At 48.2% G+C, this 14,170-nt stretch carries 11 protein-coding genes and 5 pseudogenes; 9 read left to right on the top strand and 7 right to left on the bottom strand.

The features are described from left to right. Positions 1-30: 30 nt before the first annotated feature. A pseudogene (locus J1G48_RS14325) lies at positions 31-249 on the bottom strand (recombinase RecT); the annotation flags it as partial. 20 nt (positions 250-269) lie between these two features. Here J1G48_RS14325 and J1G48_RS14320 point away from each other — a divergent pair. From J1G48_RS14320 to J1G48_RS14305, 4 genes and pseudogenes are all read left to right on the top strand, one after another. After that, entirely contained in the window at positions 270-899 is a 630-nt protein-coding gene (locus tag J1G48_RS14320) for a hypothetical protein (protein ID WP_000274547.1), read from the top strand. Further along, entirely contained in the window at positions 883-1,509 is a 627-nt protein-coding gene (locus tag J1G48_RS14315; RefSeq protein ID WP_000729406.1) for a hypothetical protein, read from the top strand. The genes J1G48_RS14320 and J1G48_RS14315 overlap by 17 nt, the downstream gene beginning before the upstream one ends. 833 nt (positions 1,510-2,342) lie before the next feature. Continuing rightward, positions 2,343-3,215, top strand: a pseudogene (locus J1G48_RS23375) (phage tail protein); the annotation flags it as partial. Continuing rightward, on the top strand, positions 3,215-3,796 hold the full coding sequence (locus J1G48_RS14305) for a tail fiber assembly protein (RefSeq protein WP_000143167.1): 582 nt from the start codon (positions 3,215-3,217) through the stop codon (positions 3,794-3,796). The pseudogene J1G48_RS23375 and the gene J1G48_RS14305, both read left to right, overlap by 1 nt. 3 nt (positions 3,797-3,799) lie before the next feature. Here the strand turns inward: J1G48_RS14305 and J1G48_RS14300 are convergent. Beyond that, positions 3,800-4,015: pseudogene (locus tag J1G48_RS14300) on the bottom strand (tail fiber assembly protein); the annotation flags it as partial. Positions 4,016-4,273: 258 nt separating this feature from the next. On the opposite strand from J1G48_RS14300, the gene sseI reads away from it, so the two are divergent. After that, entirely contained in the window at positions 4,274-5,242 is a 969-nt protein-coding gene (sseI, locus tag J1G48_RS14290; RefSeq protein ID WP_001674638.1) for an SPI-2 type III secretion system effector SseI, read from the top strand. A gap of 97 nt (positions 5,243-5,339) precedes the next feature. Then, positions 5,340-5,758 (top strand): annotated as a pseudogene (locus J1G48_RS14285) (transposase); the annotation flags it as partial. Positions 5,759-5,889: 131 nt separating this feature from the next. On the opposite strand, the gene J1G48_RS14280 reads toward J1G48_RS14285, so the two are convergent. From J1G48_RS14280 to J1G48_RS14265, 4 genes and pseudogenes are all read right to left on the bottom strand, one after another. Continuing rightward, on the bottom strand, positions 5,890-6,516 hold the full coding sequence (locus J1G48_RS14280) for an SOS response-associated peptidase (RefSeq protein WP_000334547.1): 627 nt from the start codon (positions 6,514-6,516) through the stop codon (positions 5,890-5,892). 68 nt (positions 6,517-6,584) lie between these two features. Continuing rightward, positions 6,585-6,891: pseudogene (locus tag J1G48_RS14275) on the bottom strand (hypothetical protein). Then, positions 6,876-7,562, bottom strand: coding sequence for a virulence effector protease GtgE (gene gtgE / locus J1G48_RS14270; protein ID WP_001525490.1), 687 nt, complete (start codon positions 7,560-7,562; stop codon positions 6,876-6,878). Before gtgE ends, J1G48_RS14275 begins: the two are co-directional and overlap by 16 nt. Before the next feature lie 270 nt (positions 7,563-7,832). Then, positions 7,833-8,024: a DinI-like family protein gene (locus J1G48_RS14265; protein WP_000497441.1), complete on the bottom strand. Its 192-nt coding sequence runs from the start codon at positions 8,022-8,024 to the stop codon at positions 7,833-7,835. A gap of 426 nt (positions 8,025-8,450) precedes the next feature. Here J1G48_RS14265 and pepN point away from each other — a divergent pair, with 426 nt between their 5' ends. From pepN to zapC, 3 genes are all read left to right on the top strand, one after another. Then, positions 8,451-11,063, top strand: coding sequence for an aminopeptidase N (gene pepN, locus J1G48_RS14260; RefSeq protein WP_000193790.1), 2,613 nt, complete (start codon positions 8,451-8,453; stop codon positions 11,061-11,063). Between the two features lie 207 nt (positions 11,064-11,270). After that, a complete protein-coding gene (gene pyrD / locus J1G48_RS14255) occupies positions 11,271-12,281 on the top strand; it encodes a quinone-dependent dihydroorotate dehydrogenase (RefSeq protein ID WP_000291723.1) in 1,011 nt (336 codons plus the stop codon). Between the two features lie 165 nt (positions 12,282-12,446). Continuing rightward, positions 12,447-12,989, top strand: coding sequence for a cell division protein ZapC (zapC, locus tag J1G48_RS14250; protein WP_001574119.1), 543 nt, complete (start codon positions 12,447-12,449; stop codon positions 12,987-12,989). Here the strand turns inward: zapC and J1G48_RS14245 are convergent. Then, a complete protein-coding gene (locus J1G48_RS14245) occupies positions 12,986-14,095 on the bottom strand; it encodes a YcbX family protein (RefSeq protein ID WP_000224079.1) in 1,110 nt (369 codons plus the stop codon). The two genes, zapC and J1G48_RS14245, sit on opposite strands and share 4 nt — an antisense overlap. Positions 14,096-14,170: the final 75 nt, after the last annotated feature.

The following is a 14,170-nucleotide window of genomic DNA, read 5'->3' as shown; positions in this document are numbered from 1 at the left end:
TGGGTTAGCACCAGCTGATAATGACCAGCATGCATAAGGGTTCATGCCCCATTGCATAGCCTGCATGACGATAGCCATACAGTCGGCTGGTTTCCCTGCAAGGTGTGCCGGTACCGTCACCTGTGAGTCTGCCATCAGGTTAGCGAAAGCTGTTAACTGACCCAGTGCCTGAACGTTAAAAATTGCGTTACTGGCAGAAATGGTGTTTGGTGCCTGCTGCTCAGTGGTAACAATATTTGTGTTTTCCATGATTTTCCCCTTATGCCTGTATGTACGGTGTACAGGGAACGCCTGACTGTTACCGGATTGAACTGAAAAATGTTTATGGTGTACAGGAGAATCTGATCTCATACCGACAGGCATCGCTGGGGGCATGGGTAGCGATTGCTGGTGGCGGCGATCCTTATGAAGTGGCTTACGCTATCTATAAAGCCGTGCCAGATATCTCCGTACTGACGAATGATGTAGTGAATCCATCAGGCGCTGCGGTGGATAAAAAAACGATACCGATCATTGTGTATCCGGATACGTATCACGTGCCGTTTGTAGTGCCATCATCACAAAACGTTACGCTTTTAATCACCTGGAATACAGCCTCAACCAGCTATATCGATCCAACCGGGATTGAAAAAGCAGTGCAGCAAAGCATTGCTGATTACATTAACGGAATTGCAACGGGTGAACCAATAAACATTTTCCTGATTCGGGATATTTTTCTTAATCAGGTTAAGGGGCTTGTATCTTCAAACCTTGTATCAATGATTGATATTCAGGTTGGAATAAACGGAAAAATTGTCCCACCTGCAACCGACTCCAGCCTGGTTTATGGTGATACTTACGCCTATTTTTCCACTTCATCTTCACAAATTCAGGTTAAGCAATATGGCAGCTCTTCTTGAAAGCATTATTCCGGCCTACCCCTATACGCAATATAATGACGATCCGGATATAGTTGCCTTTTTTGATGCTTATAACAAACTGGCACAGGGGTATCTTGATTACTTTAACAACCTGAATTTACCTTGCTGGACCTCCCCGGCGATTACCGGTGAGTTGCTGGACTGGATTGCGGCGGGTATTTATGGGGAATCACGCCCCTTGCTTCAAATCTCCGAGGATGCCATTGCTCGTGGGGCGTATAACACTATTGAGTACAATAATGTCGCGTATGCAAAACTGAGAAATTATGTTCCCGGCTCAGCGTCATATGTTCCGGACGACTATTTTAAACGGATACTGACATGGAATTTTTATAAAGGCGATGGTTCGCACTTCTGTATCAACTGGTTCAAACGACGGCTTGCACGCTTTATACATGGAGCTAACGGAATAGACCCACCTGTACAGTCCACTTTTGATATTAGTGTAATGCCCGATAAGGGCATTTTTTTTGTCTCCATTCCTGACTATGGCGATGGTGTCGGACACTTTCTTAAAGATGCAATTGACCAGTCGCTGGTGAAACTCCCTTTTATTTATACCTATTCGGTAACGGTGGTTGAGCAATGATTATTGGATTCGGAAATAATGTCGTCTCCTCACTGGCGGCTGATATTACCGCCAGCCAGACGACCATTCAGGTGATGCCTGGTGTGGGAGCGATGTTTGCTAATTTGCTGACCAGCGATTATGCAAACAGCTCAAACCCTCTTAAAACTTACGCCAAAATTACACTGACAGACGCAAAAGAAACAGTTTTTGAGGTATGCCATCTGACAGCAGTTAATAATGACATGCTGACGGTTATTCGCGGTCAGGAAGGTACAACAGCGAAGGGATGGTCACTGAATGACGTTATAGCGAATTTTGCGACGCGAGGATCTGAAAATCAGTTTGTACAAATTGAAGAGCTCCAGAGTGGGCATTATGTCGCTGGTGTGGCCGGAGGTACAGAAAATAATCTGACGCTGGAGTTACCAGCAACTTATTTCGTCAATGGTGGAGTTGACTGGACATTGCGCACTCCACTTGTGGTTATTCCGGCGCTAAACAATACCGGAGCCAGCACTCTGCAACTGACGATGGGAGGACGTGTGCTTGGCATATTCCCACTATACAAGGGGAATAAAGCAGAGTTATCGGCCAATGATATTATTAAAGATATTCCTGTCTTATGCGTTCTGGATAATACAAAAACCTATTTTTCTGTGCTTAATCCCCTGGAGATTTATTTGGGATCACGGTATTTGCAGAAGGACCAGAACCTGTCCGACGTACCGGATAAGGCCAAAGGTCGCTCCAGTCTTGAGGTCTACAGCAAAACCGAAAGTGATGAAAACTACATGGCTAAAAGCCAGTGTGGTGCGGATATCCCGAATAAGCCGCTGTTTGTACAAAATATCGGAGCGCTCCCTGCATCAGGTACGGCTGTTGCAGCGAACAGACTGGCATCACGCGGCGCGCTTCCGGCACTGACTGGTACGACAAGAGGCAGCGATAGTGGCCTGATAATGGGCGAGGTTTACAACAATGGCTATCCGACGCAATACGGAAATATTTTACGTCTGACCGGAACCGGTGATGGGGAAATCCTCATTGGCTGGAGCGGGACAAATGGTGCGCCAGCGCCCGCATATATTCGCAGCCATCGAGATACCGCCGATGCTGAGTGGTCCGAATGGGCAATGCTTTACACCACACTAAACCCACCTCCGGATTCGCATCCAGTAGGGGCGGCGATTGCATGGCCATCTGATGCTACTCCGGCAGGTTACGCTCTGATGCAGGGGCAGTCCTTCGATAAATCTGCTTACCCGTTACTGGCTATAGCGTATCCGTCCGGCGTTATCCCTGACATGAGAGGCTGGACAATAAAGGGTAAGCCCATCAGTGGACGTGCCGTATTGTCGCAAGAAATGGACGGCAATAAATCGCACTCGCACACCGCGCGGGCGCAGGTTACTGACTTAGGGACAAAATCTACCTCATCCTTTGATTACGGCACGAAATCGACCAATACCACGGGCAATCATACTCACCAGTTCGGCGGTTATATCAATTCATACTGGGGAGATTCCAATCACACCTCATTTCAGCCAGGAGGTGGTGCATGGACACAGGCCGCTGGCGACCATGCACATACAGTTTATATCGGAGGACATGAGCACACCATGTATATAGGTCCACACGGACACGTCGTTATTGTGGACGCAGACGGTAATGCGGAAACCACGGTTAAAAACATTGCATTTAACTACATAGTGAGGCTGGCATAATGACTTTTAAAATGAGCGAACAGGCGCAGACAATTAAAATTTTCAATCTGCGTTCAGATACTAACGAATTTATTGGTGCAGGTGATGCGTATATTCCGCCGCACACAGGACTACCGGCAAACTGTACTGATATCGCCCCTCCTGATATTCCCGCCAGTCATATTGCTATATTTGACGCTGAAACCCAGACATGGAGTTTGCATGAGGATCACCGCGGCGAGATGGTTTACGACACAACAACCGGCAATCAGGTTTATATCTCCGCTCCTGGTCCGTTGCCCGAAAATGTCACATCAGTTTCACCAGGTGGTGAATACCAGAAATGGGATGGTAAGGCTAAGGTCTGGGTAAAAGACGAAGCGGCTGAAAAAGCAGCGCAGCTTCGTCAGGCGGAAGAAACCAAAAGCCGTCTTTTGCAAATGGCATCTGAAAAAATCGCGCCATTGCAGGATGCAGTTGATCTTGGAATCGCAACAGATGATGAGAAAGCGCGGCTCGACGAATGGAAAAAATATAGGGTGCTGGTAAACCGGATGGATACAGCCGCCCCTGACTGGCCGGAAAGACCAGCCAGCCAGTAGGCGTTACTGTGGTAATGCAGGCCACCTGATTGCTGTGAAGGTGGCCTCATCTGAAACACCTGTTAAGTCCAGCGATTTAAGAACATTGATATAATTCATCGGCAGAATCAAAGCTGCTTTATTTTCATCACTGATAATTCCCAACGTTAATTCTGTGCGCCAGTCCTTAATGGCATTATCTGCATCGTTAAGTAATTTCTGCCGGGTGACTTCTGCCCGCCAAAATTGAACGCCCGGGCGCTGATGCCGGATGATCTGGTCATCGTGGAAAGCGACCCTGAAAAAATCGACACTTTAGCTGTAAAATGACAGTCCCGCCATCCGGTCATCATAACGGATTTTTCTTCTGCACCTTCTGAAGCCCGCCATGGCAGGACGACCATGAATCCGCCGATAACCTTATTGTGAAATTAAGACCAGGAAGAGATGATGTCTGTCGGACAGATACTATATGTAAATTTATAAAGGTTTTTTGTTATGCCCTTTCATATTGGAAGCGGATGTCTTCCCGCCATCATCAGTAACCGCCGCATTTATCGTATTGCCTGGTCTGATACCCCCCCTGAAATGAGTTCCTGGGAAAAAATGAAGGAATTTTTTTGCTCAACGCACCAGACTGAAGCGCTGGAGTGCATCTGGACGATTTGTCACCCGCCGGCCGGAACGACGCGGGAGGATGTGGTCAGCAGATTTGAACTGCTCAGGACGCTCGCGTATGACGGATGGGAGGAAAACATTCATTCCGGCCTGCACGGGGAAAACTACTTCTGTATTCTGGATGAAGACAGTCAGGAGATATTATCAGTCACCCTGGATGACGTCGGGAACTATACCGTAAATTGCCAGGGGTACAGTGAAACACATCACTTAACCATGGCAACAGAACCGGGAGTGGAACGCACAGATATAACTTACAACCTAACCAGTGATATTGATGCTGCGGCCTATCTGGAGGAATTGAAACAGAATCCAATTATAAATAATAAAATAATGAATCCGGTAGGGCAGTGTGAGTCATTAATGACTCCTGTAAGCAATTTTATGAATGAAAAAGGGTTCGATAATATTCGTTATCGAGGTATATTTATCTGGGATAAACCAACAGAGGAAATACCAACAAATCATTTTGCAGTGGTTGGAAATAAAGAAGGGAAAGACTATGTGTTTGATGTTTCAGCCCATCAGTTTGAAAATAGAGGTATGAGTAATCTGAATGGCCCATTAATTCTTTCAGCAGATGAATGGGTGTGTAAATATAGAATGGCAACAAGAAGGAAACTTATTTATTATACTGATTTTAGTAATTCAAGTATAGCAGCTAATGCCTATGATGCATTACCACGAGAATTAGAATCAGAATCTATGGCAGGGAAAGTTTTTGTTACATCACCGAGATGGTTTAATACCTTTAAAAAGCAAAAATATTCCTTAATAGGTAAAATGTAAGCGCACCGTGGAGGACGTCTGTCAGAACCCTGTCAATCCGGCGATGATAGTGTCCACTTAAATTTTGATGGACACTATCACAGATGACAGAGTCCACAGCCCGGCGCAAACACGGCTGTCGGTCAGGAAAGAGAAAAGCCAGTCGCTGTACGACTGGATACAGGCGCAGTTGAAAACGTTGTCGGTGCATGCGGAGATGGCGAAGGAGTTCGGTTACATGCTGAAGCAGTGTGATGCGTTGAGCGTGTCCTCTGCAGCGACGGTCGGGTGGAGATCGACAACAACATCTGTGAAAACGCCTTACGGTGCGTGGCGCTGGGCCGACGTAACTATCTGTTCTTCGGCTCAGACAGGAGCGGCGAGGCAGCGGCGATCATCTACAGCCTGCTGGGTACGTGCAAACTAAACGGCGTAGAGTCCGAGGCATGGTTACGCGACGTGCTGTGGAAAATCAGCGACTGGTCATCGAACCGGGTGCACGAACTGCTGCCCTGGAACCTCGAAACCGTAAAATAATCCTTACGCTACGTCCTAAACGGGACGCTTACTGAGTTATGAGGGTGAGGTGGTTTTCTTAATGAGCATCTGAACGCCGGTTTGTGGGATAGGGCAGGTGGGACGGATTCGGGACAGTCATCCGTTTTTAACTATTGGCATGGATTGGTATCTTTTCGCATCATGGGACGTGTGAGCGCAGGTATGACGCGGTATGTTATTGACTTAGAATGTGGTTCCAGGAACTGGCGCATCCATACCCGAGCAGTTTCCGGTGTCAGTGCCAGCGGGCGACGATCGTGAATGTCTACCAGACCTTTATCGGCTGCGGAGGTAACAATCAGGAATCCCTCTGCTTCATCACCGCGCTCAAACGGCGTACTGCCAATGGCAGCCATGAATATCGGCTTCCCGTCCTTTCTGTGAATGAAATACGGCTGTTTTTTGTCGCCTTCCTTCTTCCACTCGAACCATCTATCGGCAAAACAGATAGCCCGGCCATGCTGCCATAGTGGCTTAAACATTCTGCTGGAGGCCGCTGTCGCGACACGGGCGTTAATAAGTGGAGCTTTATCCCACCATCCGGGAGCGTAACCCCAAATCACCGGGTCGAGATGTAATTGCTCGTCGCGTTCGCTCAATAGCAGGACTTTAGTCCCGGGCGCCACGTTATACCGGCCTATAGGCTGAGGGTCATAAGCAATATTACGATCGGCTTCGTCGGCCAGATATGCCAGATATTCTTCACGGGTCTGTGCTTGTGCAAAGCGTCCACACATATGAAACCTCCAGTCGTCAGACTGAAAGTATAGGGCAGGGGGAAAATGTGGCGCGCTCCGGTAATGATTTACAGGGAATTTATACAGTAATTCGAAATGAAAATTTGTGTATTGATGAATTCCGAAACTGAGCAGTGAGCAAACTGATGAATCAATCGCAAATTGCGTCGAATCTCGACGGCTTTATTCCCCAGTTTCACCCCATAGCTTCCCCGTAGGAAATTGAGCCATAAAAAAAACAGCCCTGACAGGCTGGTTTTTAAGGGGAATTTTGGTCGGCACGAGAGGATTTGAACCTCCGACCCCCGACCCCCCATGTTGGCGGTAGCCTGAATAATTATCTTGGTAAAGGTTAACTATCATAAAATGGTACACCAGTCTTTCCAGGAGGAGGAGTGTAAAGGTTTTGGCTCATAAACACCGTCATAGTAAAGACCACAAATACTGCAATCTTCATTTTTATATTTATCATTGAATGCTAAGGTAAGCTTGTCATAGACATCAATATTTGATTGCCATTCAGGTGAGGTATTCATTGAATCATAAATTAATACTTTTTTCACTTCACTATCATAGCCTACAATGCACTCTGCATGTAGACATTCCGAGCCAAGTGAAGGCCTGATCAACATCAGTGGTCCATGGTTTTGTAATTCGTAAGAAATAAAACTCTCAAAGTCATCTTCTACAGTACTATTGAAAACTTCTGCCTGTAAAGCTTCTTTAATGTTTGTAAAAAGAGAGGATTCAGGTATTTTTTGCACATTCATTTCTTTTAATAAATTCTCACATTCTATTATATCAATACCCTCTAATATATTATTAAACGCTTGATTATCAGAAGTGATGTCCTCTAATGCACTATAATTATTGCCATCTCTGGATTTGATAACATTTAATGAGCAAACCCAGCAATTATTGTAGAGGGTGTTGCCTGTGGTATCAAACTGGCTTTGAAAGTTACGATGGTGAATAATCTGACCCTGAGGAGTTGCTGTATTACTTCTGTAAACGCTGCCTAAACTATTTTGAATGTGTCTTAACATAATATACTCGCCGAATAGTAATTTTGTTAATGTAATTATATACTACAGTGTGGATATTAATACAATTCTTTTGTTGTTAATTATTATTTATGAAATTAATTGAAAGTGAATAAGTTAGAGGTGTTTGTTGGCCTTAAAATTACATTTGTTGAGGGGGCTTATATGATATGTTTTTATTGTATTGTCGCATTTTTCTTAAGCTGAATCCGGATTTTGGGGAGGTGGCTAAATGTAAATGACGTGGTTTAAGATAAATCTATTTTTAATAAGCTATCTGTTCAAATTTTCGCGATCGCTTTTGTTGGTATCACTATTCAAGCAGTTTGCCTGCATCGGCTTCACCCTCACTTCGGCATCAGGGAAAATCTGGTGCACCTGCTTCGTCAGTTCGGCCAGAATGATCTCGCTGGCCCCTTCGAGTCCTTCAACATTACGCTTGTCATAAACCAGTTCTACGAACATACGTGTTTCGCTAATAACTGTTTGTATATACAGTATTTTTGCTTTGGCGGTTTTGTCTGTCAAGGCATGAACCACTTGTTTTTAAATTTTGGGGAACATACTGCGGGCGTGTTTGTTATCGATTTTCCCTGCAGGGCTGATGGGGTCTGGCGTTGACTAAAATTATGTGTGGGGCATGGATGGGGCAAAAGTGGTCTGTGAAGTTCGTTAAAGTTCGTTAATCAAGCTTCATCTCGATCTCGCTCATCCCTTGTTTAAAGCGCTCCTGGACGATCTTTATCGATTTTAAAAACTATGAGTACATATTATAAAAATGTAGCAAATAGGCCGTTTGTGCCTGAAAAGATGAACATTCTGCGTAGCGCGATTTGCGCAACAGGAATAGACTGGAGTCGACACTCTACACAAAGATGCGAAAGGTTTTTTATGACACAACAGCCACAAGCCAAATACCGCCATGACTATCGCGCGCCGGATTACCAGATTACTGATATTGACTTGACCTTTGACCTCGATGCCGAAAAAACCGTGGTCACCGCAATAAGCCAGGCTGTTCGTCATAGCGCGCCTGATGCGCCTCTTCGCCTTGATGGGGAAGATTTAACGCTGGTATCTATCCACGTCAACGATGCGCCGTGGACAGCATATAAGGAAGAAGAGGGCGCGCTTATCATCAGCGACCTGCCAGAGCGTTTTACGTTACGCATTGTCAACGAGATAAGTCCGGCGGCGAATACGGCGCTGGAAGGATTGTACCAGTCCGGCGATGCGCTCTGTACCCAGTGTGAAGCGGAGGGCTTCCGCCATATTACCTGGTATCTTGACCGCCCGGACGTACTGGCGCGATTTACCACCAAAATTATTGCCGATAAAAGCAAATATCCGTTCCTGCTCTCCAATGGCAACCGTGTTGCACAGGGCGAGCTGGAGAATGGCCGTCACTGGGTTCAGTGGCAAGATCCGTTCCCGAAACCGTGTTATCTGTTTGCGCTGGTGGCCGGTGATTTTGACGTGCTGCGCGATACCTTTACCACCCGCTCCGGGCGTGACGTCGCATTAGAACTGTACGTTGACCGTGGCAATCTGGATCGCGCGCCGTGGGCAATGACCTCGCTGAAAAATTCCATGAAATGGGATGAAGCGCGTTTTGGGCTCGAATATGACCTCGACATCTATATGATTGTCGCGGTGGATTTCTTTAATATGGGCGCGATGGAGAATAAAGGTCTCAATATCTTTAACTCCAAATACGTGCTGGCGCGAACCGATACCGCGACGGATAAAGATTATCTCGATATTGAGCGCGTGATAGGCCATGAGTATTTCCACAACTGGACCGGCAACCGCGTCACCTGCCGCGACTGGTTCCAGTTGAGCCTTAAAGAGGGGCTAACCGTGTTCCGCGATCAGGAGTTTAGCTCTGATTTGGGGTCACGCGCGGTGAACCGCATCAGTAACGTGCGTACCATGCGCGGTTTACAATTCGCGGAAGACGCCAGCCCGATGGCGCATCCTATCCGCCCGGATAAAGTAATCGAAATGAATAACTTCTACACCCTCACCGTTTATGAAAAGGGCGCGGAAGTCATTCGCATGATCCACACGTTGCTGGGTGAGGAAAATTTCCAGAAGGGGATGCAGCTTTATTTTGAGCGCCATGACGGCAGCGCCGCGACGTGTGATGACTTCGTACAGGCGATGGAAGATGCTTCTAATGTCGATTTGTCCCATTTCCGCCGCTGGTACAGTCAGTCCGGCACGCCGATTGTAACGGTAAAAGATGATTATAATCCGGAAACCGAGCAGTACACGTTGACCATCAGCCAGCGCACTCCGGCGACGGCGGATCAGGCGGAGAAGCAGCCGCTGCATATTCCATTCGCCATCGAACTGTACGATAACGAAGGCAACGTCATTCCGTTGCAAAAAGGCGGTCACCCGGTCAACGCCGTGCTGAACGTCACGCAGGCGGAGCAGACATTTACCTTCGATAATGTTTACTTCCAGCCTGTTCCGGCCTTGCTGTGCGAGTTTTCAGCGCCGGTGAAACTGGAATATAAATGGAGCGATCAGCAGTTGACGTTCCTGATGCGCCATGCGCGCAATGATTTCTCCCGTTGGGATGCGGCGCAAAGCCTGCTGGCCACATACATTAAACTGAATGTGGCGCGTCATCAGCAGGGGCAACCGCTATCGCTTCCGGTGCATGTCGCTGATGCGTTCCGTGCAGTACTGTTGGATGAGAAAATCGATCCGGCGTTGGCCGCAGAAATTTTAACGCTGCCTTCGGCCAATGAAATTGCGGAGCTGTTTGAGGTCATTGACCCGATCGCCATTGCGCAAGTTCGTGAAGCGCTAACGCGTACGCTGGCGGCAGAACTGGCGGATGAGTTCCTGGCTATCTATAACGCCAATCATCTGGATGAGTATCGTGTTGATCACGGCGATATCGGTAAGCGCACGCTGCGCAATGCTTGCCTGCGCTTCCTGGCGTTCGGCGAGACGGAGCTGGCTAATACGCTGGTCAGCAAACAGTATCGCGACGCCAATAATATGACCGATGCGCTGGCGGCCCTGTCTGCTGCGGTGGCGGCGCAGTTGCCGTGCCGCGATACGCTGATGCAGGAGTATGACGATAAGTGGCATCAGGACGGCCTGGTGATGGATAAATGGTTTATCCTGCAATCCACAAGCCCGGCGGAAAATGTACTGGAAACCGTACGCGGCCTGCTCAAACACCGTTCTTTCAGTATGAGCAACCCGAACCGCGTCCGTTCATTAATTGGCGCGTTTGCTGGCAGCAACCCGGCGGCGTTCCATGCGCAAGACGGTAGCGGATACCAGTTCCTGGTCGAGATGCTGACCGATCTGAATAGCCGTAACCCGCAGGTAGCATCTCGCCTCATTGAACCGCTGATTCGTCTGAAACGTTACGATGAAAAGCGTCAGGAGAAAATGCGTGCGGCGCTGGAGCAGTTAAAAGGACTGGAGAATCTTTCCGGCGATCTGTACGAGAAGATAACTAAAGCGTTAGCCTGACAGTATCCGTTATAAAGAGGTAAGACATGCCCGGTAAGCGTTAGCGCTGCCGGGCATTTTTTTGCCGGACGATGACGCTCGCTGGCGAAACGTGAAGTGAGAATGAAGGAAAACGATTGCTATTTATTGCCGTAGGTCAATTCCCTTTTGCCTTGTTATCGCCCATAATACGCCCCCGGTTTGCACACCGGGAATCCAGGAGAGTTCATGTACTATCCCTTCGTTCGTAAAGCCCTTTTCCAGCTCGATCCAGAGCGCGCTCATGAATTTACATTTCAACAATTACGCCGCATTACAGGTACGCCGCTGGAAGCGCTGGTGCGCCAGAAAGTACCGACAAAGCCGGTTACCTGCATGGGACTTACCTTTAAAAATCCACTGGGGCTGGCTGCCGGTCTGGATAAAGACGGGGAGTGCATCGACGCGTTAGGCGCGATGGGGTTTGGCTCCCTGGAAATCGGCACCGTGACGCCGCGCCCACAGCCGGGTAACGATAAGCCGCGTCTTTTTCGTCTGGTGGATGCTGAAGGTCTGATCAATCGGATGGGCTTTAATAATCTGGGCGTCGATAACCTGGTCGAGAATGTTAAAAAAGCCCATTTTGATGGTATTCTGGGAATTAACATCGGTAAAAATAAAGATACGCCTGTCGAAAATGGCAAAGATGACTACCTGATTTGTATGGAAAAAGTCTATGCTTATGCGGGTTATATCGCCATTAATATTTCTTCGCCGAATACGCCAGGGCTACGTACGCTCCAGTATGGCGATGCGCTGGACGATCTGTTAACTGCCATTAAAAATAAGCAAAACGATCTTCAGGCGATCCACCATAAATATGTGCCGGTGGCAGTAAAGATCGCGCCGGATCTTTGTGAAGAAGAATTGATCCAGGTTGCCGATAGCCTGCTTCGTCATAATATTGATGGGGTGATTGCGACAAATACCACCCTCGATCGTTCTCTGGTACAAGGAATGAAAAATTGCCAGCAAACGGGGGGATTAAGTGGCCGGCCATTACAATTAAAAAGCACAGAAATTATTCGCCGTTTATCCCAGGAGTTAAAGGGACAATTGCCTATTATCGGCGTCGGCGGCATTGACTCAGTTATCGCCGCGCGCGAGAAGATAGCGGCAGGAGCTACGCTGGTACAAATTTATTCCGGCTTTATTTTTAAAGGCCCGCCATTGATTAAAGAAATCGTAACGCACATCTAAACTTTAGCCTTTATCAGACAACCAGGGCTTTATTTCCGGCGCTGGTTGTTTTATATTTCTCCACTGTTGCTTATTTAGACATTTTAGGCTTTTATTATTGGGGTAATAAACGAAGCGGCAAAAGGACAATGCTGTTACGAGTTGCTTAAAAGCGGGAGAGAGGTAATGCGAATTAAACCTGACGATAACTGGCGCTGGTATTATGATGAAGAGCACGATCGTATGATGCTCGATCTCGCCAATGGTATACTTTTTCGCTCGCGCTTCTCTCGTAAAATGCTTACGCCGGACGCGTTTTGCCCGACCGGTTTTTGTGTGGATGATGCCGCGCTCTATTTTTCCTTTGAAGAAAAATGCCGGGATTTCGAATTAACCAAAGAGCAACGCGCGGAGCTGGTGTTGAATGCGCTGGTGGCGATTCGCTATCTCAAACCGCAGATGCCAAAAAGCTGGCATTTTGTAGCGCATGGCGAAATGTGGACCCCAGGAACGGGCGATGCCGCAAGCGTCTGGTTAAGCGATACGGCGGAACAGGTTAATTTGCTGGTCGTTGAGCCGGGAGAAAATGCCGCGTTGTGTCTGCTGGCCCAGCCGGGCGTGGTGATAGCAGGCCGAACCATGCAGCTTGGCGATGCGATTAAAATTATGAACGACAGGCTGAAACCGCAGGTTCACTGTCACAGTTTCAGCCTTGAACAAGCGGTTTAATTCTCCAGTCGTAACGCGGTCTTAGGCACGCAGCTACAGCTCAGAATCGTACCATCGTCACCCATAGCCGATTTTTTCAGCGGACTTACTTCGCCTTCCAGCAAACGTATCCGGCAGCAACCACAGATACCAGCCCGGCAAGAATACGGAATACGAATCCCCTGATTCTCCAACTGTTCCAGTAGTACCTGTTGATTATTCCCGCAGAAGGTTTGCCCCTGCCAGTCGATGGTTACACTCGCGTCCGGGTGTTTATCTGGCGTAACGCTGTCGTCGACCGTTGTGGCGCCATAAGCTTTTGCCGGAGCTGTCGCCAGAATCTCCACTTCATCGCCGACGCGAACGACGCCGCTATTGCGGGCAATCAGATTCTGACCGAAATCCACATCGCCATTGTCCTGGGCGGTACGAAAAGCTTGCAGTGTCGCCAGCGGTTCTCCGGAAGGATGTTTTTGCCCCTTTTCAGGGCTGACGGTTGTAAAAATACAGCGGCTACAGGGCTTCACGACGTCAAAAATCACATCGCCAATGCGAAGCACTTTCCAGCTATCTTCCTCCCAGGCCGCTACGCCGGAAACCACTAAGTTTGGGCGAAATTGTTCCATTTGTACGCCTGCCGGACAACGCTGTTGCAGATCGCGCAGCGAGGCTTCGTTGGTCAATAAATACGGGTAGCCATCGGCAAATCCCAGCGGCACCGCGTTATGTCGTTTGACCCGGCGCGTCAACTGCGGCCCAACCCAGCGCAACTGGACATCGCGGGAGAAAAAGCCGCTCAACCATTGATTAATCGCCGTCGGGGCGACGCGAGCGGTAAAATGGTTTCCCCAGACCTCGGTCGGCGCATCCTGCGGGGTGAAATCCGTAAAGCGAACCAGCGCGCTACTGCCGTCTGGCGCGGTCAAATGGAGGCCGTCGTGTAAGGGAGAAGGGGTAAAACGTACCATTTGTGGAAACTGGCGGGCGGTAATAAATGTGCCGTCAGGCTCGGTCACCATGAAGATGCGATCAAAAGCCAGGCCGCTGATATCTGCCAGCGCATGAGTCAGGCCAATGCCGCGCATGGATTTGACCGGATGAATAAAGAGCCGTGATAACGTCGCCACCGTACAGTCCCTCAAATGAAAATAAGCCTTCAACTTTATGACATGGGCGTGAGATTAGCTATAATGCGCAACAAT

Source organism: Salmonella sp. SAL-020 (genome assembly GCF_017372215.1).
Taxonomy (GTDB): Bacteria; Pseudomonadota; Gammaproteobacteria; order Enterobacterales; family Enterobacteriaceae; genus Salmonella; species Salmonella enterica.
The sequence above is the reverse complement of the archived record's forward strand: the minus strand, read 5'-3'. Positions and strand labels throughout refer to the sequence as shown.